We start from the raw sequence: 20,207 nt of genomic DNA on the forward strand, positions 1-20,207 counted from the left end.
GCCGGTGACGACCTATGACGAGCGGGCGAACCTGAGCGATCTGAGCGCCACAGCGGGGGAGGTACGCCGCTGTGTCGAGTCGGTGATCGAGGGGAAACCCGAGATCGTCCGGCTCTCGCTGACGGTGCTGCTGGCCGAGGGGCACCTGCTGATCGAGGACGTGCCGGGCGTCGGCAAGACCATGCTCGCCAAGGCGCTGGCCCGGTCCGTGGACTGCTCGGTGCGCCGCATCCAGTTCACGCCCGATCTGCTGCCCTCCGACATCACCGGCGTCAGCGTCTACGACCAGCAGCGCCGGGACTTCGAGTTCAAGCCCGGCGCCGTCTTCGCCCAGTTCGTCATCGGCGACGAGATCAACCGGGCCTCTCCCAAGACGCAGTCGGCGCTGCTGGAGTCGATGGAGGAGCGGCAGGTCACCATAGACGGGCAGACCTACGAACTGCCCGAGCCGTTCATGGTCGTCGCCACCCAGAACCCGGTGGAGATGGAGGGCACCTACCCGCTGCCCGAGGCGCAGCGCGACCGGTTCATGGCGCGTGTCTCCATCGGCTACCCCAGCCCGTCCGCCGAGCTGGAGATGCTCGACGTGCACGGCAGCGCCTCGCCGCTGGAGGATCTGCAGCCCGTCGCGCACGCGCACGACATCGTCAAGCTGATCGAGACGGTGCGCGGGGTGCACGTCTCGGACGCGGTACGCCGGTACGCGGTCGAGCTGGTGTCCGCCACCCGCTCCCATCCGGACCTGCGGCTGGGCGCCTCACCGCGCGCCACGCTGCATCTGCTGCGGGCCTCGAAGGCGGCGGCCGCGCTGGCCGCACGCGAGTTCGCGCTCCCCGACGACGTGCAGGCGCTGGCCGTACCGGTGCTGGCGCACCGCCTGCTGCCCACCGCACAGGCGCAGTTGAACCGGCGTACCGCGGAGCAGGTGGTGGCCGAGATCGTGCAGCGGGTACCGGTGCCGGCCACCGGCCCCGGCCCCGGGCTCGGGCCCTCGGGCGGCGCGGGGGCCGCACCGGGGATGGCCACCGGAGGCTTCGAACGACCGCAGCCCGGACGCCCGCAGGCCGGCAACCAGGCCCCGCCCCGGGGCTACTGATGGGCCACCGGCCACCCGCCTCCTCCCCCGGTCCGCCACCTCCGGGCCCGGGCGCCGGGGCGGCACCGGGCGGCACCGGACGGCAGGAGGGCGCGGGCCCCCACGACGGGGCGGGCGGCTACGGTGGCGCGGGCAGCGACCGGGCCGACCGGTACGGCTCTACGGGCCCGGACCCGGGCGGCCGGAGCGAGCAGCGGGAGGAGCAGCGGGGGGCGTTGCGGAAGGCGTTGGCGGGGCTGACGACGCGCGGCCGGTCGTTCCTGGCGGCGGGTCTGGCGGCCGCCCTGTGCGCGTACGCGCTGGGGCAGGAGGAACTGCTGCGGGTCGGGGTCCTGCTGGCGGTGCTGCCGCTGGTGTGCGTCCTGGTGCTGCACCGCACCCGCTACCGCGTCGCCGGGTACCGCAGGCTCTCGCCCTCGCGGGTGGCGGCCCGCACGGAGACGCGGGTGCACCTGCGTGTCGACAACGTCTCCCGGCTGCCCACCGGTGTGCTGATGCTCCAGGACCGGGTCCCCTACGTGCTCGGCCCGCGGCCCCGTTTCGTGCTGGACCGGGTGGAGCCGGGCGGGCGGCGCGAGGTCTCCTACCGGGTGCGCTCGGACATGCGGGGGCGCTACCCGCTGGGGCCGCTCCAACTGCGGCTGACCGACCCGTTCGGGATGTGCGAACTGACGCGCTCCTTCAGCACGTTCGACACCCTCACGGTCGTGCCGCCGGTGGCGGCGCTGCCGCCGGTGAAGCTCACGGGCGGCAGCGGCGGCTACGGCGAGGGGCGGCAGCGTTCCCTCGCGCTGGCGGGCGACGACGACGTGATCCCGCGCGGTTACCGGCGCGGCGACGACCTGCGGCGCGTGCACTGGCGCTCCACGGCGCGCTACGGGGAGTTGATGGTGCGCCGCGAGGAGCAGCCGCAGCAGGCCCGCTGCACGGTGCTGCTGGACACCCGCCGCGCCGCCTTCGCGGGCGCCGGGCCCGACTCCCCGTTCGAGTGGGCGGTGGCCGGCGCCGCCTCGCTGTGCGTGCACATGCTGGAGCGCGGCTGGTCGGTGCGGCTGCTGACCGACACCGGCGCGGTGGCACCGGGTCCGGACAGCGGCGGATTCCTCTCCGACGCCTCCGACACGGCGGGGCTGCTCCTGGACACCCTGGCGGTGGTCACGCACTCCGAGGAAAGCGGCCTCTCCGGCGCCTACGACGTGCTGCGCGGCACCGGCGGCGGTACGGCGGGCGGCGAAGGGCTGCTGGTCGCGTTCCTCGGCGCCCTGGACGAGGAGGCAGCCGTCACAGTGGGCAGGTTGCGGCAGCGCAGCGGCCGGGCCGTCGCGTTCCTGTCGAGCCCGCCCGACCAGGCCGACGGCCCGGCCCCCGGAGTGGCCCCGCCCGGCCCCCACTCCACGGCGGGGACGGCTGTCCCCCTGCAGGTGCTGCACGAGGCGGGCTGGACGGCCCTGAGGGGCGGTCCGGGTACGGAGCTTGCGGCGCTGTGGCAGGAGGCGGGCCGTCCGCACGGCGTGAGCGGGAACGTGAGCGGGGAGGGGCCGGCGTGACGGGCGGGGCGGGAGCAGCCGGCCGCACCACCCGGCCCGGCGATGCGGCGACGGCGCGGGCCACGGAGCGGCCGTGCGGGCGAGGCGACAGTTGAGGGGGCGGAAACGATGAGCGGACGGGGCCGGTTGGCGGTCTGTGCCGCGGTGGCGACCCTGGCCGCGGCCTGCGCGCTGCTGCCGCTGGTGGACCCGGCGACGTGGCTGCTCCAGGCCGCGCTCCTGGTCGCCGTCCAGAGCGGGGTGGGCGCCGCGACCCGCCGGGTGCCGCTGGCCGGGCCGGTGACCGTACTGGTGCAGTGCGTCGTCTCCCTGGTGCTGCTCACCGCGCTGTGCGCCCGCTCCTCCGCGCTGGGCGGCTTCCTGCCGACGCCGCAGGTCTTCGTGCGGTTCGCGGAGCTGCTCACGCAAGGCACCCAGGACGTGGGCCAGTACGCGATCCCCGCACCGGTGACGGACGGTATCCGGCTGATGCTGGTCGGCGGCGTCCTCGTCGTCGGGCTGTGCGTGGACATGGTGGCGGTCACCTACCGCAGCGCGGCCCCCGCCGGGCTGCCTCTGCTGGCGCTGTACTCGGTGGCCGCCGGGCTCTCCCAGGGCGGCGCCCGCTGGCTGTGGTTCCTGGCCGCCGCCGCCGGATACCTGCTGCTTCTCCTCGCGGAAGGGCGGGAGCGGCTGTCGCAGTGGGGCCGCCTGTTCGCGGACCGGTCACGGCCCGGTTCCTCCCCGCAGCGCCCCGGCGGGCCGGTGGCCCCGGTACGGACGGGGCGCAGGATCGGCGTGCTGGCGCTGGGGCTCTCCCTCGTGGTTCCCGCCGCGCTGCCTTCGCTCAGCGGCGGCCTGCTGGAGGCGGCACGCGACGGCGGCGGCACAACGGGCAGCGAGGGCAACGGCACCGTCTCCGCCGTCAACCCGCTGGTCGCTCTCCAGGACAGCCTCAACCAGCCGCAGAACCGCACGGCGCTGGTCTACTCGACCAACAGCGAACAGACGCAGGACCTGTACATGCGGATCGTCGCTCTGGACAAGTTCGACGGCTCCGCGTGGAAGCCCTCCGAGCGGCGCATCGGCGAGGTGCCCGAGCACATGCCCACCCCGCGGGGCCTCTCCCAGGGTGTGCGTACCCAGAAGGTCCGGACCGCTGTCAAGGCGAGCAAGTGGTATGCGCAGGACTGGCTGCCCATGCCGTTCCCCGCCGACCGGACACGGGTCCCGGGCAAGTGGCGCTTCGAGCCCGAGGGACGCACCCTGGTCGGCTACGACGGGCAGACCACCCGCAACCTGCGCTACCAGGTCGACAGCCTCCAGGTACGGCCGACGGCCGAGCAGCTCCGTGACGCGCCCGAGCCGCCGGCCGCCCTGCGGCGCGAGTACACCGCCGTCCCCGACTCGCTGCCCGACGTGGTGCACAGGACCGCGCTCAAGGTCACCCGCGGCGCGGAGGACGACTACGACCGGGCGGTCGAGCTCCAGGACTGGTTCGCGGAAGACGGCGGCTTCTCGTACGACACGGAGGTACGGGCCGGAAGCGGCAGCGCGGCCATCGCCAACTTCCTGGAGCAGAAGGAGGGCTTCTGCATCCACTTCTCCTTCGCGATGGCGTCCATGGCCCGCACTCTCGGCATCCCCGCGCGGGTCGCCGTCGGCTTCACCCCCGGTACGGCGCGGGGCGACGGAAAGATGGAGGTCGGCCTCCAGGACGCCCACGCCTGGCCCGAGCTGTACTTCGAGGGCGTGGGCTGGACCCGTTTCGAGCCGACCCCGACCCGCGGCACCACCCCGTCCTACGCGCAGCCCGACAACCCTGACGTCGACCAGAACCCCAGCGAACAGCTTCCGGACCGGAACGGCGAGGATCAGCCCTCGACCAACCCCTCGCAACCGGACCGCTGCACCGCGCACGAGAAGCAGGCCGACCCCGAATGCGGCCTGGCCGCGCCCCCGTCGGACCACGGCACCCCGCACGGAGGCGCGCCCGCGGGCACCGTCGCGGGAATCGGTGCCGCGGCTCTGGTGGTGCCGGCGCTGCTGGCGGTGCCGATGCTGCTGCGCGTACGCAGACGCAGCCGACGGTTGCGACCCCGGCCGACGGGCGACCCCGCCGCCGTGACGGCCGGCGTCCTGGACGCCTGGCGGGAGATGATCGACACCGGCTGGGACTACGGTGTCGTCCCGCAGGACGCGGTGACCCCGCGGAACACCGCCGCGCGGCTGTCCCGGATCGGGCGGCTGCAGCCCGCCGAGGCCGAGGCGGCACACCGGGTGGCGACCGCGGTGGAGCAGGTGCTGTACGCGCCGGCGCCCCGCGGGACCCCGGGGCTGGCCGAGGAGGTCCGCACCGTTCGCGCCGGCCTCCGCACCGCCGCCCCGCGCACCCTGCGGATCCGCGCGCTGCTGCTGCCGCCGTCCACGGCCCGCCTGCTGTCGGCGGTCCGCGACCGTGCCGCCTCCCTGCGGACCCGCGGGCTGCGGGCGCTCCGCCTCCGGCCTGAGCCTGTCCCTGGTCCTGCTTGCTCCCCCGCGGCTTGTGCCCCTGCCTCCGCCTCGCTTCTGGCCTCCTGCCCTGGCTTCGGGTCCTCCCCTGACCATGGCTCAGCCCTGCCGATCGCTGCTCGCATCACGTACCACCCGGTCGGTACGCCGCTCGGCCGCTGAGCCCGGGACGTCCGGGCGGGTCGGTGCTCGGCCGCAGCCGACGTGACGTGCAGGAGGACTCGACAGGGACGGGCCCCGCAGGGCCCGGGAGCGGGTGAACCGGCGAAGAGGGAGCGAGGGCTTGCGTCACCGCCCACAGGTATGCGAGCTGTGCAGCGGTGCGACCGGGCGGAGGACCTGCCCGGCGCTCAGTGCTGCCCCTCGTCGCGGCGGCGCTGCCAGCGCTCCTCGATGCGGTTCATCACCGACTTGCGGCTCCGTGGCTGCTGCCCGCGCGCGGACCCCTGCGCGGACTGTCCCCCGCTCTGGGCCTCCCCCTGCTTGGGAGCCTTCCGCCAACTGGTGACGGCGAGAACGGCACAACCGAGCATGACGAGGAAGCCGACGACGCTGATCCAGATCTGCTGGGCGACCATTCCGGCCATGAGGAGCGCGATACCCACCAGAAAGCCGGCCACGGCCTGGTAGACCCGCTTGCGGGTGTACCGGCGCAGCTCACTTCCCTCGAGCGCTGTCGCGAACTTGGGATCTTCGGCGTACAGCGCTCGCTCCATCTGCTCGAGCATCCGCTGCTCGTGCTCAGAGAGCGGCACGGAGTCCTCCTACTCGTCGGTCGCGGGGGCGACCGGATGCGGCTCTTCAAGGATAGGCAGGGAATCGCCCCCGTGAAACCCGCCCCTACGCCAATTCCTCCCACCACACCCGACATGACGGATCGGGGTGCCCCGGGTGTGTTCCGTACATTCCCGCGCCACCTTTCCGCCATGCCGAACGGTGTACCCCGATCATACGGCGGGTAGCCGCGGATCGGGTGCTCGAAGAAGGAGCCCTCCCTGCTCTGCGGGCATCCGCCCCACCGGTTCCGGCGGCAGCGAGTGCGGGCCGCCCCGCGGTGGGGCGGCAGGGCGCTACGGGGGCCTCACCGGGATGCTCAGCGCGGGGCGCCCGGCGTCGGCCGCGGCGGGACCTCGGCCAGGACGTGGAGCTGGCTGGCGACCGACTGGAAGTCGGGCAGCTCCGCCGCCGTGGCCTCCAGCCTGGCGAGCGCCTCCAGCGCGTCCGGCTCGGTGTCCACCAGGGCACCGGGCACCAGATCGGCGAAGACGCGCACCCCGTGTGCGGAGATGACCTCCAGCCCGGTGCTGGTGACCAGCGCCGAGAGCTGTTCGGGGGTGAAGCGGCGCGGCATCGGGTCGCTCTCGCCCCAGCGGCCGCCGGGCGAGGTGAGGGCGTGCCGGGCCTCCGTGAAGTGCCCGGCCAGCGCGCGGGCCAGGACGGCGCCGCCGAGGCCCGACGCCAGCACGCTGAGGGTGCCGCCCGCGGGCCGCAGGGCGGCGACGGTGTTGCGCAGGCCCTCGGCCGGGTCGTCCACGTACTCCAGGACACCGTGGCAGAGCACGACGTCGTAGCCGCCGCGCTCGGCGACGTCGAAGAGTCCGCCGACGTCGCCCTGCACTCCGCGTACCCGCTCGGCGACGCCGGCCTCCGCGGCGCGGCGCTCCAGGGCGAACAGCGCGTTGGGGCTCGGGTCGACGACGGTGACCCGGTGTCCGAGGCGGGCGACGGGCACCGCGAAGTTGCCGGTGCCGCCGCCGGTGTCGAGCACGTCCAGCTCGGCGCGGTCCGACAGCGTGGCGCGCTGGTCCAGGGCACCTTGCAACACGTCCCAGACCACGGCTGTACGGAGGGTTGCGCTCGGGCGGGACATGGGGTTGCTCCTCGGCTCAGTGACGGGCGGACCCCACCCTATTGCCTCGCCCTCCTGCCCTTCCTCCGGCGGGCCCCGGGCGGGGCGGATCCTCAGCCGGCACGGCGGGGGCGGTCGAGTTGCTCGTCAGCGGGCGCGATGCGCGGCTGGGGCAGCGCGGGCTGCGAAACGAGCATGCGTTCGACCAGACGCAGGAACATGCCCGCGTGGTGGACGAGCTCGTCGGCGTCGTCCCAGTCGGCCGCACCGGCGATCCCCGCCTCCGCCCGGGCGCGCCGTGCGGCGCCGGAGGCGAACAGGGCGCTCCACTCGGCCAGTTCCGGCGCGACCTCGGGCAGCACCTCCCAGGCGCTGCGGATCGCGGGGCGCCGCGGGCGGCGCCCCGGACCCCGCGCACGGGCAGTCTCCAGCTCGGGGCGGCCGCGCACGGCGAGCACCGCGGCGGCCGTGCGCAGCGCGGCGAGGTGCGCGGTGGCGTAGCGCTCGTTGGCGGTCTCCAGCACGGCCGCCTCGTCGAGCCCGTGCTGCGCCTGGGCGAGCAGGTCCAGTGCGGCGGGCGGGGCGGTGGACCGGCGGAGCACCGGGTGGATGTCGTCGGCGGACCCGGGGCGGTCGGCCGGGGCGCGGTGTCGGGTGGAGGGCGTGGTCGGCTGCGGGGGCACGGGGCGTGCTCCCCGAGAAGGTCGCATCACGTGAATCAACCTCCCGTCGGTCGAAGCCGGTTCACGGAACCGGTCGTATGTGCACATCGTGGCGCATGCCACTGACAATCCGCGCTGACCTGCGCAAACACCGCACAGACGAGGAGGCACAGGGGCCGGCCGGCCCGCCGGGCACCGACTGCGGCATACTTGAACTGACCGGTCAGTTCAAAGAGTGGATGCCGCGCCGGGAGTCGCGGCGGACAGCGGGAGGGTGCCGTGGCACAGGTGCGGGGAGCCGCCGTCTCGGCGGCCGACTTCGGGCTCGACGGACCGCGCGGCCCCGTCTTCGACGGGGTCGGCTGCACCGCCGGGGCGGGATCGCTGATCGCCGTGACGGGCCCGTCCGGTTCGGGGCGCACCTGTCTGCTGCTCGCTCTCACCGGCCGGATGAAAGCAGGGCGCGGGCACGCCGAGGTGGCGGGGCACCCGCTGCCGCGGCGGATGGCGGCCGTTCGGCGGATCAGCGCGCTCGGCCCGGTGCCCGGCGTGAACGATCTGGACCCGGCGCTGACCGTCACCGAGCAGCTGCGCGAACGCGTCCTGCTGCGGCGCCGGTTCGGCAGCCCGCTGCGCGCGCTGCTGCAACGGCGCCGGGAGCGCGCCGCCGCGAGCCGGGCGGAGCTCGCCCAGGCGCTGGCCACCGCGGGCCTCGACCTGGACGCGCTGCCCAAAGGCGGCCGTACGGCCGTACGGGACCTGGAGCGACTGGAGGAGCTGAGGCTGTCGGTGGCGCTCGCCCTGCTGGGCGGGCCGAGGCTGCTGGCCGTCGACGACGTGGACCTCAAGCTGTCCGGGAGCGAACGCGAGGCGGCGTGGGCGCTGCTGCGCGCGGTGGCGGACACGGGGATCACGGTCCTCGCGGTGTGCAGCGAACCGCCGGGCGAGGGCGCCGTGGTGGTCCGCACCCGTACCCCGCGCGGGGCGGCGGCGCAGCGGGCCCGTACCGCCGGCCGAAGACGGCGGACCGACGCGGACGGCCCCGGCGACGGCGGCGAGTCCCGCGACGAGGCCGGAGACGGCGGGGACGACGGGGACGACGGGGACGACGAGGACGAGGCCGGGAACGGCGGGGACGTCCCCGCGCAGGAAAGCGGCGGCGAAGCGGCCGGCCAGGAGACGGACACGGACAAGGAGGGGGCGGCGGATGCGATCGCCGAGGCTGGCCGCGCTTGAGCTGAAGCGGTTCGGCAGGGGACGGCTGCCGCGCGCGGCGATGGCCGCGATGCTGCTGCTGCCGCTGCTGTACGGCGCGCTGTACCTGTGGTCCTTCTGGGACCCCTACGACCGCCTGGACAAGATCCCGGTCGCGCTGGTGAACGAGGACCAGGGTGCCACCGCCAAGGGTGAGAAGATCACCGCGGGCGACGACATCGTCGCGGGCCTGCACGACAGCGACTCGTTCGACTGGCACGAGACCAGCGCCGAGGACGCGCGCAAGGGCGTCGAGGACGGGCGGTACTACCTCTCGCTGACCGTGCCGGAGGACTTCAGCAAGCGGGTCTCCTCCAGCTCAGGCGACTCCCCCGAGACGGGCGCGCTCAAGGTCCGCACGGACGACGCGAACAACTACATCGTCGGGCAGATCTCCCGCACCGTCTTCTCCGAGGTGCGGGCCGGCGCCTCCAGCAAGGTCTCGCGCGGCTTCTACGACAAGATCTACGTCTCGTTCTCCACGCTGCACGGCAAGACCGCCGAGGCGGCCGAGGGTGCGGACGACCTCGGCGACGGCATCGGCAAGGCGAAGAAGGGCGCGGGCAGGCTCAAGGGCGGGCTCGGGGACGCCGAGAGCGGCAGCGGCAGCCTCAAGAGCGGCACCGCCACGCTGCACGAGGGCGCCGGCACGCTCGCCTCGGGCGCGGGCCAGGTCGCCGGGGGCACCCAGAAGCTGGCCGACAAGGTGAACGGAGCCGCCGGTACGGTACGGCCGTTCCTGGACGAGCACAGCGGCGACATCGGCAAGGCCGCCCGCGGGGTCGCCCAGACGAGCAAGACCCTCAAGAAGAACCTCGGCAAGCTGCCCGGGGCGGCCCAGCGCGCCAGGACCGACTCGCGCGAGGCGGCCGACGCCCTCTCGACGCTGTACGAGAACCGGTGCGGCAAGGGCACCGGTGTCCCGGCGACACCGACCACGCCCACCCCCTCCGGCGGCGGCACCCCGACCACCCACGGGCCCGGCGGTGGATCCGCCGACGGCCCGTCGCGCGAGCCGTCCGCCGGCCGGTCGGCCGATCCGTCGCCGAGCCCCTCCCAGGGGGCCGGGCACGGCGGCGGCAGCGACCTCACCGCGGACTCCTGCCCGCAGTTGAAGAAGGCCGTCGACGCAGCCGAGCGGTCCGCCGTGGTCGCCGCGAAGGTCGACGGGTACGTCAAGAACGAGAAGAATCTCAACGCGCTCGGCGACCACCTCGACGACCTCGACAAGGCCGCCACCGCCCTGGCCGACCGCGCCCCGCACCTCAAGCAGGACGTGAACGCGGCCGTACGGCAGATCAACAAGCTCAACAAGGGCGCCCACGCGGTCTCTTCGGGGGCGCACACGCTCCAGACGGGGCTCGGTACCGCCAAGAACGGGGCCGCCGCGCTCGACACCGGACTCGGCAAGCTGTCCGACGGGGCCGCCACCCTCGACGGGGGCCTGTTCAAGCTGGCGGACGGCTCCGGGAAGCTGGCCGGAGGGCTGCACGACGGCGTCAAGCAGATACCGGACCTGGACAAGAAGGAACGCGACGCGCGGACCGGCGTCATGGCCGACCCGGTCGACCTGGCCTCGCACAAGGCGCACGCGGCGCCCAACTACGGCACCGGTTTCGCGCCGTACTTCATTCCGCTGTCCCTGTGGGTCGGCGCGATGGTCGCGTACATGCTGCTCCAGCCGCTCAACAAGCGCGCGCTGGCGGCCGGGGCGCCCGGCTGGCGCATCGCGCTGGCAGGCTGGCTGCCGGTGGCCGCGATCGGTGTGGCGCAGGTGGCCGCCCTGATGAGCGTCCTGCACTGGGCGCTGGGGCTCCAGATGGCGCGCGGTGCGGCCACGGTGGGCTTCCTGCTGCTGGTGGCGGCCTGCTTCACCGCGATCGTCCAGTTCCTCAACGCCCGCTTCGGGCCCGCGGGGCGCATCCTCGTCCTGGCGATGCTGATGCTCCAGCTGACCTCCGCGGGCGGTACGTACCCGATCCAGACCAGCCCCGGCTTCTTCAACGCGCTCCACCCCTTCCTGCCGATGAGTTATGTGGTGGACGGGCTCCGCCATCTGATCACCGGCGGGCAGCTGTGGCCGGTGTGGCGAGCGTGCCTGGTGCTGCTCGCGTTCGCGGTGGGCGCGCTCGCGTGGACGGCCTTCACCGCGCGCCGCAAGCAGGTGTGGACGCTGGACCGGCTCCGCCCGGAGATCTCGCTGTGAGGCGGTACCCGGGCGCCGGGCGGACGGGGCGCGGGCGGGCCGCGGAGGAGAATGACCGCATGACGAGTGCCCGTACCACCAGCCCACGCAGCCGCAACGCCACCCGGGACAAGCTCTTCCAGGCGGCGGTGACCCTCATCGCCGAGCAGGGGTTCTCCTCCACCACCGTGGAGGAGATCGCCGAACGGGCCGGGGTCGCCAAGGGCACGGTCTACTACAACTTCGCCAGCAAGACCGAGCTGTTCGAGGAGCTGCTGCGGCACGGGGTGGAGCTGCTGACCGCCGATCTGCGGCAGGCGGCCGAGGAGACCGCCGGGCGGGGCGGCAGCCGGGTGGACGCGCTCGACGCGATGGTCCGCGCGGGGCTGGTGTTCATCGACCACTACCCCGCCTTCACCCAGCTCTACGTCGCCGAGCTGTGGCGCACCGGGCGCGCCTGGAACGAGACCCTGCTGATGGTGCGGCGCAAGGCCGTCGCCGTGGTGGAAGAAGTGCTGCGGGCCGGGGTCGCCGAGGGCGAGCTCAGCGAGGAGATCGACATCCCGCTCACCGCCGCCGCGCTGGTGGGCATGGTGCTGGTCGCCGCGCTCGACTGGAAGGCGTTCCAGCCCGAGCGGTCGCTGGAGGACGTCCACGGGGCGCTCTCCCTGCTGCTCCAGGGCCGCATCACCGGGCACGCCGGGCACGCCGGGCACGCCCACCGCTCGTGAGTGCCCGCCACCCGCGCGGGGCGCTTCGGGGAGGGCGACTGCGCCGTTCCGCGGCCCCGTGTCAGCGGTCCGGTACCCCCGCCCTCCCGTGGCCCTCACTCTGCCGCCGGCGCCACCGCGGCCCCATCGGCGCTGCTACTCAGAACCGCGCCTGAGTACCCGTACCCAGCCCTGAGTACGGGCCCCCGCGGACGGTAGAGTCGCTGGTCATGGGACGGATCGCGGTGGTCGGCGCGGGGATGGGCGCGATGGCGGCGGCGGCACGGCTGGCCGTCGCCGGGCACCAGGTGACGGTGTACGAGCGGGGCGACACCCACGGCGGCGCCGTGCGGCGGTACGCCCGCGGCGGGTTCGCCTTCGACACCGGTCCCGGGCTGCTGCACCTGCCGGCCGTCTACCGGGACCTGTTCGTCAAGACCGGCCGCGAGCCGCTGGAGGACCGGGTCGACCTGGTGCGGGTACCGGTCACCGCGCGGCACGTCTTCGCCGACGGCAGCGCCGCTGCGCTGCCGAACGCCTCGCGGGGCAAGGTGATCGCCGCGCTGGACGACGCGCTGGGCGCGGGCGCGGGCGCGCGCTGGGCGGACATGCTGACCCGGGCGCGTCAGGCGTGGGAGACGGTGCGGCGCCCGCTGCTGGAGGAACCGCTGCGCGAGGAGCCCGCCTCGCGGCACCTCCTGGAACGGGACGGCGCCTACCCCGTGCCCGGCAGGCGGCGCCTGCTGCGCCTGCCCCTCCTCGCGCGCCGGGGCGGCGCGTCCGGCCCCACCCTCGCCGAGGTGGCCGAGGACGAGCTGCACGATCCACGGCTCGCCGCGATGCTGTGCGCCGCGGCGTGGGCGTACGGCCTCGACCCGGCGAAGGCTCCGGCGTCCGCCGCCGTACTGGCCTATGTCGAGGACGCGTTCGGCACCTGGTACGTGCGCGGCGGCGGCATGCGCGCCCTGGCCGACGCGCTGCACGACAGGTGCCGCGAGCGGGGCGTGAGGTTCTGCTTCGGCTCCGGGGTCGCCGCCGTACGGGAGAAGGACGGCCGGGCGGCCGGGCTGGAGCTGGCCGACGGCACCGCCGTCGACGCGGACCTGGTCGTCGCGGGCGGCGGCCCCGCGGCGCCGGGCGGGCCGCAGGACACGGGAGCGGGCACGGCACGGCTGACGGTGCTGCTGGCCCTGCGCGGCGCCCGCCCCGAGGGGACCCCGCACCGCACGCTGGTGCACCGCGCCCAGGCACCCGGCAGGCCGCTGACCGTGCTGCGCCCGGACGATCCCGCGCTGCGGCCGGACGACGCACACGAGACGGCGGTCCTCAGCCTTCCGGTACCGCCGGGTTCGCTGCCCGGGCGTCCGGAGGCGGAGCGGCTCGCCGAGGAGCTGCTGGCGGCGGCCGACGAGGCGGGGCTGGGACTGGGTGAGCGGCTGCTGTGGCACGAGGTGCGGACCCCGGCAGACAACGAGGCGGAGACCGGTGCGCCGGGCGGCCGGGTGCCCGCGCCCGCGCTGCCGGGTGCGGGCGGCGCCTTCCTGCATCCCGCCAACCAGCAGGCGGCGGCAGGGCTGTTCACGGTGGGCGGCTGGTCCCACCCGGGCGGCGGGCTGCCCGCCGCCGGGATGACGGGGGCGATGGCGGCGGGCCTGGTCCAGGATCCGGACTGGCGCGGCTCGGTCTGATCACCGGCACGCCAGCAGGGCGCCGTGCGGCGTCCTCAGCGCGTCAGTGCCGGCCACCGCCGTAGTAGCCCTGCGGGCCCTGCTGGTAGGGGTCGTAGCGGTCCGCGTCCTCGTTTTCGCCGTATTCGCCGTATTCGCCGTACCCGCCATACCCGCCATACCCGCCGTACCCGCCGTAGTCGTTGCCGTAGGGGGCGGGGGCCTCGGCGGGGAGCGGCGGGTTGCCGTCCCGCTGCTGGGGGACCCAGGCGCCGTCGGGCGGCGTCTGGGGCACGTCCGGGAAGTAGGGCTGCTGCTCGGGTTGCGGCGCGGCCGGGTAGCCGTAGCCGTAGTCCCCGTACGGGTCGCTCGTGTCCTGGTAGCTGTGCTGCTGCAGGTAAGGGGCGGGTTCGGGCTGGGCCGGATATCCGGTGCCGCCCGTGTGGTCCGCGCCTTCCCAGCCGGTGGCCCCGTACCCGTCGGAGCCCGCGTACTCGCCCCAGCCCGGGTACGGCTGGTCGGTCTGCCCGCCGTAGGCGTACGCCGGTGCCTCGCCGGGCGCCTGCCCGAAGACCGAGGGCTCCTCCTCGTAGCCGCCGTACCCGGCGTGGCCGTCGTACCCGACCGGGACGTCGTACCCGGCGTGGTCCCCGTACCGGGTCTCCTCGGCATACCCGGGGAGACCTCCGTGCCCCGCGTAGTCCTCGTGGCCCGGGTAACCCTCGTGGCCCGGGTAGCCCTCGTGGCTCGCGTACTCCTCGTAGCCGGTGGTGCCGTCCTGCCCTGCGGGGGTGTGGCCGTACCCCGCCTGCCCGTAGTCGTCGACCGGTTCGGGGACCGCGACCGGGATCGGCGCGGTGCTCGGGCCCCCGGAATCGGGCAGCGGAGAGGCGCCGGGGCTGTGCGCCTCCATGTCCGAGACCTCCAGGGAGGGCGTCGAGGCGGCGGCGTCCGGGCCGCGGCGGCGCCGGCTGGAGCCGGGGCCGCCGCCGAGGGACCAGCCCTGGGTGAACCCGCTGCGGACGGAGAGCGTGACGAAGGTCTGGCCGACGGCGAAGGCCGCGATGCCCAGGCCGATCACGATGACGGAGGGCAGCACGGCGGTCCCGACCACGACGCCGAGGAAGCCGCCGAAGGCCAGCGCCCGCCAGCGCAGCGGAGCCTTGTACTGGAACAGGACCTCGCCCAGCAGCCACAGCGCCACCACGCCGAACGCGATATAGAGGACCGTCCAGCCCATCTACGCCCCTCTTCCCGCTCCCCGGCCGCGCCCGCGGCCCGTACGCAGTCTCAGGACCTCTCGCGAAGGCCCAGATTCCGGTGGATTTCCAGCGTCGCCGTGGAGTGGTTGAGCGTGATGAAGTGCAGCCCCGGGACGCCCTCGGCCATCAGCCTCGCACACAAGTCTGTGGCGTACTCGATTCCGACAGAGCGTACCGCCGCCGGATCGTCCTCGACCGCCCGGATGCGCTCCACCATCCCGTCGGGCAGGGTGGCGTTGCTCAACTGCGCGAACCGCTCGATCTGCTTGACGTTGGTGACGGGCATGATCTCGGGGATGATCGGCGTCGGGCAGCCGGCCGCGACCGCCCGGTCGCGCAGCCGCAGGTAGTCCTCGGCCCGGAAGAACATCTGCGTGATCGCGTAGTCGGCCCCGGCCTTGCACTTGTTCACGAAGTGCTTGATGTCCGTGTCCCAGTCGCGGGAGCGCGGGTGCATCTCGGGGAACGCGGCGACGCCGACGCAGAAGTCACCGGACTCCTTGATCAGCTCGACGAGTTCGGCGGCGTAGCTGATCCCCTCCGGGTGCTTGACCCACTCCCCCAGCGGGTCGCCGGGCGGGTCGCCGCGCAGCGCCAGCACGTTGCGGATGCCGGCGTCGGCGTACTGCCCGATCACGTTGCGCAGTTCGGCCCGCGAGTGGTTCACCGCGGTGAGGTGGGCGACGGGGGTCAGCGTGGTCTCGTTGGCGATACGTTCGGTGTTGCGGACGGTGCCCTCGCGCGAGGAGCCGCCGGCGCCGTAGGTGACCGAGACGAAGGTCGGGGAGACCGCCTCGATCCGGCGCAGCGCGTCCCACAGCGTCCGTTCGCCCTTCGCTGTCTTCGGCGCGAAGAACTCGAAGGAGAAGGACTGCTCTCCGCCGGCGAGCTTCTCACCCACGGTCGGCGGACGGTCTGTCCTGGGAGCTGAGATACCGATGGCCATGCATGCAGGCTAACGGCCTGGCCTGCGAAGCGGCCCGGCGAAGAGACGGTAAAGGCGGTTCTGTCCGATTACCGGATGGCCGATGTCCACGCTGTGGACACCGACACCACTCCGTGTTATCGCACCGGGTCCGGAACGTCGCTTCCGGCCCCTTCCCGCAGTCGGCGTGCGAAGGCGGCCGCCGCCGCGTGCGGATCGTCCGCCCGGGTGAGCGCACGCACGACGACGACCCTGCGGGCCCCCGCCTCCAGCACCTGGTCGAGGTTCCCGGCGTCGATTCCGCCGATCGCGAACCACGGCCGCGCCGCCGGATCGGCCGCCGTACGGGACGCGGTGTGACGGACCAGATCCAGCCCCGGTGCGGGACGGCCCGGCTTCGTGGGCGTCGGCCAGCACGGGCCGGTGCAGAAGTAGTCGACGCCGGGCTCCGCGAGGGCGGCGTCGGCCTCGGCGGCGGCGTGCGTGGAGCGGCCGATCAGCACCTCGTCGCCGAGCAGTGCCCGGGCCGCGGGCACCGGCAGATCGCCCTGGCCCAGGTGCAGCACGTCGGAGCCGGCGGCGTGGGCCACGTCCGCACGGTCGTTGACGGCCAGCAGCTTGCCGTGCCGGCGGGCGGCCTCGGCGAAGACGGCGAGGTGGTCCAGTTCCTCGGCGGCCTCCATGTCCTTGTCGCGGAGCTGGACGATGTCGACGCCGCCGGCCAGCACCGCGTCCAGGAACTCGGGCAGGTCGCCCTGCTCCTTGCGGGCGTCGGTGCACAGGTACAGCCGGGCGTCGGCGAGCCGCGCGCGGAGCCGCTGCGCGGCGGCGGGCGTGGTGCGGGACATGGCGGTTCTCTTTCCCCCAGGAGGGGGTGCGCGGGCCACGACCGGCCCGCGCACCCGGTGGATGTGCGGTGGTACGTGCGCACGCATCGTGTATGCGTGCGCTCACCCGATGGTGCGGTGCGTGGCGTACGGGGCGCCACGAGTGTGCGTGCGGGGCCCGGCTTTTCCGGGCTGCGGGCCCGGGCCGGGACCCCGCCGGACCGGACCGGGCCCCGCACGGACGATCCGGTCGAACCGAACGCCTCCGGAGCGGACCGGGCCGGGCGGGCTCCACTGCCGAACCGGACCGGGCCGGATCGGGCCGGGCCCCGGGTCAGGCGGTCATACGGCCAGGGCCTGGGCGCGGCGCTTGACCTCCGTGCCCCGGTTCTCGCGCAGGGCCGTCACCGGGGAGCCGGGCAGCGACTCGTCCTCGGTGAACAGCCACTCCAGCATCTCCTCGTCGCTGAACCCGTCGTCCTTGAGCAGCGTGATCGTGCCGGACAGGCCCTTCACGATCCGGCCCTCGCCGACGAAGGCGGCGGGCACCTGAAGCACCCTGTTCCCCGACTCGGCCTCCCGCCGGACCGCGAGGAGCTGGCCCTCCTTCACGAACTGCCTCACCCGGGTCACTTCGACATCGAGCTTCTCGGCCACCTCGGGCAGGGTGAGCCAGGCGGGCACGAGCGCATCGATCTTTGCGTCAATCTCGGTCACGGTTCCCAGCCTGCCATCCAGGAGTGACGGTCACTACCGCGCCGCCTTCTTCAGGGCGACGGCCGCGTCGGCCACCACGGCAGGATCCACGGCCGTGCCCTGCTGGATCAGCTTGCGTCCCTGGGCGAGATCGCGCGGACGGCCGACCGCCAGCAGCGCCGCGATCCGCTCCCCGCGCAGCCAGCACACGCTCCACGCGGCGCCGTCCGGGTCGCCGCGCCACACCAACTCGTCGCCCTCCCCGTGGTGGCCGGCGTACTGCACGAAACGGCCGAACTGTTCCGACCAGAAGTAGGGCACCGGGTCGTAGTCGACGGTGTCGGCCGCACTGTCGGCGTGCCTCTCGGCCAGCAGGTTGGCGGCGACCGTGCGCGGTCCCTGGAGCGCGTTGTCCCAGTGGTGGACCAGCAGCCGCTCGCCGTAGCGGGCCGACGGGAAGGAGGCGCAGTCCCCCACGGCGTAGACGCCGGGCAGGGAGGTCCGCAGCCGGGCGTCGGCGGCCACCGCACCGTCGGGTCCGGTCTCGATGCCCGAACCGCGCAGCCAGCCGGTGGCCGGGCGGGCACCGATGCCGACGAGGACCGCGTCGGCCGTCAGCCGCTCACCGTCGGCCAGCAGCACCGCGCCACGCTCCACCCCCGAGACGGCCGCACCCGTGCGCAGCGTCACCCCGGACTCCGCGTACCAGGCCCGCATCGGCTCCGAGACCTCGGCGGGCAGAGCGCCGGGCAGCGGCGTACCGGCGGCCTCCACGACGGTGACCTCGCAGCCGCGCTCCCGTGCCGCCGTGGCGAACTCCGCACCGATCCAGCCCGCGCCCACCACCACGATCCGGCCCCGCTCGGCGAGGACCGGGCGCAGCCGCCGGGCGTCGTCCAGGGTGCGCAGCAGGTGCACCCCGGGCACGCCCTCGCTGCCGGGCAGCGCGACCGGTGCGGCGCCGGTCGCCAGGACGAGCCGGTCGTAGTGGACCGGGCCCGCGTCGGTGACGAGCAACTGCGCGGCGGCGTCCAGACCGGTGACGGTCCGGCCCAGTTCCAGTTCGACGTCCAGCCCCGCGAAGTCGACGTCGAAGAGCGGCACCTCCGCCTCCTCGCCCGTGCCCAGCAGCACGGCCTTCGACAGCGGCGGCCGGTCGTACGGGGCGTGCGGCTCGGCCCCGATCAGCCGTACCGGACCGGGCCAGCCCTGTTCGCGCAGGTGCACGGCGGTCTGTACGCCCGCCATCCCCGCGCCCACGATCACGACCCGCTGCTGCTCTCGGCTGTCACTCACGGGCTCACTGTATGCCGCGTGCGCCGGGCCGCCCTCGGTCGCAGGGCGGGACCTGCGACCGGGCGCCGGACCGAGCCACGGCAACGGGTGGCCGCCGGCCACGGGCCACGCCGGGGGCGGATTCCCGGCCGGCGGGCGGCCCTTACTCCCGTGCGGGCACCGCAGTAGGCTGGTGAGGTACGCCAGCACACGCGGGAGCCCGGACGCACCGGGCTGAGAGGGAGGCTGCTGCGGCCTCCGACCGTCCGAACCTGATCCGGGTCATTCCGGCGAAGGGAGCAGCAACACCCCCATGCGCGACACGCACTCGGGCCACCCCGACGTCCTCGTCCTCGGCGGCGGCCTCATCGGTCTGGTGACCGCCTGGCGCGCGGCGGCGCGCGGGCTGCGCGTCACCGTGCTCGACCCCGGTCCGGGCGGCGGTGCGGCGCGGGTCGCGGCCGGCATGCTCGCCGCCGTCACCGAGCTGCACTACGGCGAGGAGACGCTCCTCGACCTCAACCTCGCCTCCGTCGACCGCTACCCGGCGTTCGTCGCCGAGCTGGAGGACGCCTCCGGGCTGGACGTCGGCTACCGGGCCTGCGGCACCCTCGCCGTCGCGCTGGACGCCGACGACCGCTCCCACCTGCGCGAGCTGCACGCCCTCCAGCAGCGGTGCGGGCTGACGTCCCAGTGGCTGACAGGGCGCGAGTGCCGCCGGCTCGAACCGATGCTCGCGCCTTCCGTGCGGGGCGGCGTACGCGTCGACGGCGACCACCAGATCGACCCGCGCCGCCTGACCGCGGCCCTGCTGCGGGCCTGCGAGCGCGCGGGTGTCGTCCTCCACCGGGCCACCGCGGTCCGGCTCGTGGTCGCGGGGGGCCGGGCGGTGGGCGCCGTCACCGACGACGGCGAGGAGCACACCGCCGGGCAGACCGTGCTGGCGCTCGGTTCCCGCAGCGGCCGGCTCGCGGGGGTGCCCGAGGAGGTCCCCGTGCCGGTACGGCCCGTCAAGGGGCAGGTGCTCCGGCTGCGGATGCCGCCCGCCGTCGGGGGGCTGGGCGCGTTCCTGTCCCGGACCGTGCGCGCCGTCGTCCGCGGCGGGGCCCTCTACCTGGTGCCCCGGGAGAACGGCGAACTCGTCGTCGGCGCCACCAGCGAGGAGCTCGGCTGGGACACCACGGTCACCGCCGGCGGGGTGTACGAGCTGCTGCGCGACGCGCACGAACTGGTGCCCGGCGTCACGGAGCTGCCGCTGGTCGAGACCCGCGCCGGGCTGCGGCCCGGCTCCCCCGACAACGCGCCCCTGCTCGGCCCCACCGCCGTGCCCGGACTCCACCTGGCCACCGGCCACCACCGCAACGGGGTGCTGCTCACGCCCGTCACCGGCGAGGTGATGGCCGAGCTGCTGGCCGGCGGCACCCTGCCGCAGCCTGCCCGGCCCTTCACGCCGGACCGCTTCGCCGCGCCCCCCGTCCCCGAACCCGCCGAGGAGCAGACCGCATGAGTTCTCCCACCGACTCCGCCGCCTCTTCCACCGACTCCGCCACCCGTGAGGTGACCGTCTCCGTCAACGGCGAGCCGCGCCGGGTCGCGGAGGGGCTCGCCCTCGACCAACTGGTGACCACCCTCACCACCGCTCCCTCCGGGGTGGCCGCGGCGCTCAACGAGGACGTCGTCCCCCGCAGCCGCTGGGCCGCCACCCCGCTCGCCGAGGGGGACCGCGTCGAAGTACTCACCGCAGTCCAGGGAGGCTGAGCAG

Annotated in this window: 17 protein-coding genes and 1 riboswitch; of the genes, 9 read left to right on the top strand and 8 right to left on the bottom strand. The window is 74.6% G+C overall.

The window, feature by feature from the left end:
* Positions 1-4: 4 nt before the first annotated feature.
* The 3 genes from H297_RS35395 (at position 5) to H297_RS35405 (ending at position 5,295) form a co-directional block, all read left to right on the top strand.
* Positions 5-1,096 carry an AAA family ATPase gene (locus H297_RS35395; RefSeq protein ID WP_037793382.1) on the top strand — a complete coding sequence of 364 codons (1,092 nt, stop codon included), beginning with the start codon at positions 5-7 and terminating at the stop codon, positions 1,094-1,096.
* A complete protein-coding gene (locus tag H297_RS35400) occupies positions 1,096-2,643 on the top strand; it encodes a DUF58 domain-containing protein (RefSeq protein WP_486589453.1) in 1,548 nt (515 codons plus the stop codon). The genes H297_RS35395 and H297_RS35400 overlap by 1 nt, the downstream gene beginning before the upstream one ends.
* 108 nt (positions 2,644-2,751) lie before the next feature.
* A complete protein-coding gene (locus H297_RS35405) occupies positions 2,752-5,295 on the top strand; it encodes a transglutaminase TgpA family protein (protein ID WP_078513861.1) in 2,544 nt (847 codons plus the stop codon).
* 188 nt (positions 5,296-5,483) lie between these two features.
* Here the strand turns inward: H297_RS35405 and H297_RS0108935 are convergent, their stop codons facing one another.
* The 3 genes from H297_RS0108935 to H297_RS35410 all read right to left on the bottom strand — a co-directional run bounded on the left by H297_RS0108935 (position 5,484) and on the right by H297_RS35410 (position 7,665).
* Positions 5,484-5,888, bottom strand: a complete 405-nt coding sequence (locus H297_RS0108935) for a DUF3040 domain-containing protein (protein WP_027736753.1) — start codon at positions 5,886-5,888, stop codon at positions 5,484-5,486.
* A 338-nt stretch (positions 5,889-6,226) separates the two neighbouring features.
* Complete coding sequence (locus tag H297_RS0108940) at positions 6,227-7,003, bottom strand: methyltransferase (RefSeq protein ID WP_027736754.1); 777 nt, start codon at positions 7,001-7,003, stop codon at positions 6,227-6,229.
* A 92-nt stretch (positions 7,004-7,095) separates the two neighbouring features.
* Positions 7,096-7,665, bottom strand: a complete 570-nt coding sequence (locus H297_RS35410) for an SAV_6107 family HEPN domain-containing protein (RefSeq protein WP_037793385.1) — start codon at positions 7,663-7,665, stop codon at positions 7,096-7,098.
* Positions 7,666-7,923: 258 nt separating this feature from the next.
* Here H297_RS35410 and H297_RS0108950 point away from each other — a divergent pair, with 258 nt between their 5' ends.
* The 4 genes from H297_RS0108950 to H297_RS0108965 all read left to right on the top strand — a co-directional run bounded on the left by H297_RS0108950 (position 7,924) and on the right by H297_RS0108965 (position 13,481).
* Positions 7,924-8,880 (top strand): ATP-binding cassette domain-containing protein, encoded by a 957-nt coding sequence (locus H297_RS0108950; protein WP_027736755.1) that lies wholly within the window; start codon positions 7,924-7,926, stop codon positions 8,878-8,880.
* Complete coding sequence (locus H297_RS0108955) at positions 8,852-11,104, top strand: YhgE/Pip domain-containing protein (protein WP_027736756.1); 2,253 nt, start codon at positions 8,852-8,854, stop codon at positions 11,102-11,104. Before H297_RS0108950 ends, H297_RS0108955 begins: the two co-directional genes overlap by 29 nt.
* A gap of 59 nt (positions 11,105-11,163) precedes the next feature.
* Entirely contained in the window at positions 11,164-11,814 is a 651-nt protein-coding gene (locus H297_RS35415) for a TetR/AcrR family transcriptional regulator (RefSeq protein WP_037793387.1), read from the top strand.
* A 209-nt stretch (positions 11,815-12,023) separates the two neighbouring features.
* Positions 12,024-13,481 (top strand): phytoene desaturase family protein, encoded by a 1,458-nt coding sequence (locus tag H297_RS0108965; protein ID WP_027736757.1) that lies wholly within the window; start codon positions 12,024-12,026, stop codon positions 13,479-13,481.
* Positions 13,482-13,524: 43 nt separating this feature from the next.
* Here the strand turns inward: H297_RS0108965 and H297_RS35420 are convergent, their stop codons facing one another.
* From H297_RS35420 to H297_RS0108990, 5 genes are all read right to left on the bottom strand, one after another.
* Positions 13,525-14,700: a hypothetical protein gene (locus H297_RS35420; protein WP_051351676.1), complete on the bottom strand. Its 1,176-nt coding sequence runs from the start codon at positions 14,698-14,700 to the stop codon at positions 13,525-13,527.
* A gap of 50 nt (positions 14,701-14,750) precedes the next feature.
* Positions 14,751-15,668: a methylenetetrahydrofolate reductase [NAD(P)H] gene (gene metF, locus H297_RS0108975; RefSeq protein WP_027736758.1), complete on the bottom strand. Its 918-nt coding sequence runs from the start codon at positions 15,666-15,668 to the stop codon at positions 14,751-14,753.
* 116 nt (positions 15,669-15,784) lie between these two features.
* Complete coding sequence (gene thiE, locus H297_RS0108980; protein ID WP_027736759.1) at positions 15,785-16,495, bottom strand: thiamine phosphate synthase; 711 nt, start codon at positions 16,493-16,495, stop codon at positions 15,785-15,787.
* Positions 16,496-16,816: 321 nt separating this feature from the next.
* A complete protein-coding gene (locus tag H297_RS0108985) occupies positions 16,817-17,191 on the bottom strand; it encodes an Rv2175c family DNA-binding protein (protein WP_027736760.1) in 375 nt (124 codons plus the stop codon).
* A gap of 33 nt (positions 17,192-17,224) precedes the next feature.
* Positions 17,225-18,466, bottom strand: coding sequence for an FAD-dependent oxidoreductase (locus H297_RS0108990; RefSeq protein WP_027736761.1), 1,242 nt, complete (start codon positions 18,464-18,466; stop codon positions 17,225-17,227).
* 190 nt (positions 18,467-18,656) lie between these two features.
* Positions 18,657-18,745: riboswitch (TPP riboswitch) on the top strand.
* A gap of 13 nt (positions 18,746-18,758) precedes the next feature.
* Between H297_RS0108990 and thiO the strand changes: the two genes are divergently transcribed.
* Positions 18,759-19,952, top strand: coding sequence for a glycine oxidase ThiO (gene thiO / locus H297_RS0108995; protein WP_027736762.1), 1,194 nt, complete (start codon positions 18,759-18,761; stop codon positions 19,950-19,952).
* A 50-nt stretch (positions 19,953-20,002) separates the two neighbouring features.
* A complete protein-coding gene (gene thiS, locus H297_RS0109000; RefSeq protein ID WP_027736763.1) occupies positions 20,003-20,203 on the top strand; it encodes a sulfur carrier protein ThiS in 201 nt (66 codons plus the stop codon).
* Positions 20,204-20,207: the final 4 nt, after the last annotated feature.

This window comes from Streptomyces sp. CNT360 (assembly GCF_000424785.1).

Excerpts from the sequence above, each read along its gene's own strand:
- H297_RS35400 (WP_486589453.1), top strand. The coding sequence starts at position 1,096 with ATGGGCCACCGGCCACCCGCCTCCTCCCCCGGTCCGCCACCTCCGGGC.
- H297_RS35405 (WP_078513861.1), top strand. The coding sequence starts at position 2,752 with ATGAGCGGACGGGGCCGGTTGGCGGTCTGTGCCGCGGTGGCGACCCTG.
- H297_RS0108940 (WP_027736754.1), bottom strand. The coding sequence starts at position 7,003 with ATGTCCCGCCCGAGCGCAACCCTCCGTACAGCCGTGGTCTGGGACGTG.
- H297_RS0108955 (WP_027736756.1), top strand. The coding sequence starts at position 8,852 with ATGCGATCGCCGAGGCTGGCCGCGCTTGAGCTGAAGCGGTTCGGCAGG.
- H297_RS35415 (WP_037793387.1), top strand. The coding sequence starts at position 11,164 with ATGACGAGTGCCCGTACCACCAGCCCACGCAGCCGCAACGCCACCCGG.
- H297_RS0108965 (WP_027736757.1), top strand. The coding sequence starts at position 12,024 with ATGGGACGGATCGCGGTGGTCGGCGCGGGGATGGGCGCGATGGCGGCG.
- H297_RS35420 (WP_051351676.1), bottom strand. The coding sequence starts at position 14,700 with ATGGGCTGGACGGTCCTCTATATCGCGTTCGGCGTGGTGGCGCTGTGG.
- metF (WP_027736758.1), bottom strand. The coding sequence starts at position 15,668 with ATGGCCATCGGTATCTCAGCTCCCAGGACAGACCGTCCGCCGACCGTG.
- thiE (WP_027736759.1), bottom strand. The coding sequence starts at position 16,495 with ATGTCCCGCACCACGCCCGCCGCCGCGCAGCGGCTCCGCGCGCGGCTC.
- thiO (WP_027736762.1), top strand. The coding sequence starts at position 18,759 with ATGCGCGACACGCACTCGGGCCACCCCGACGTCCTCGTCCTCGGCGGC.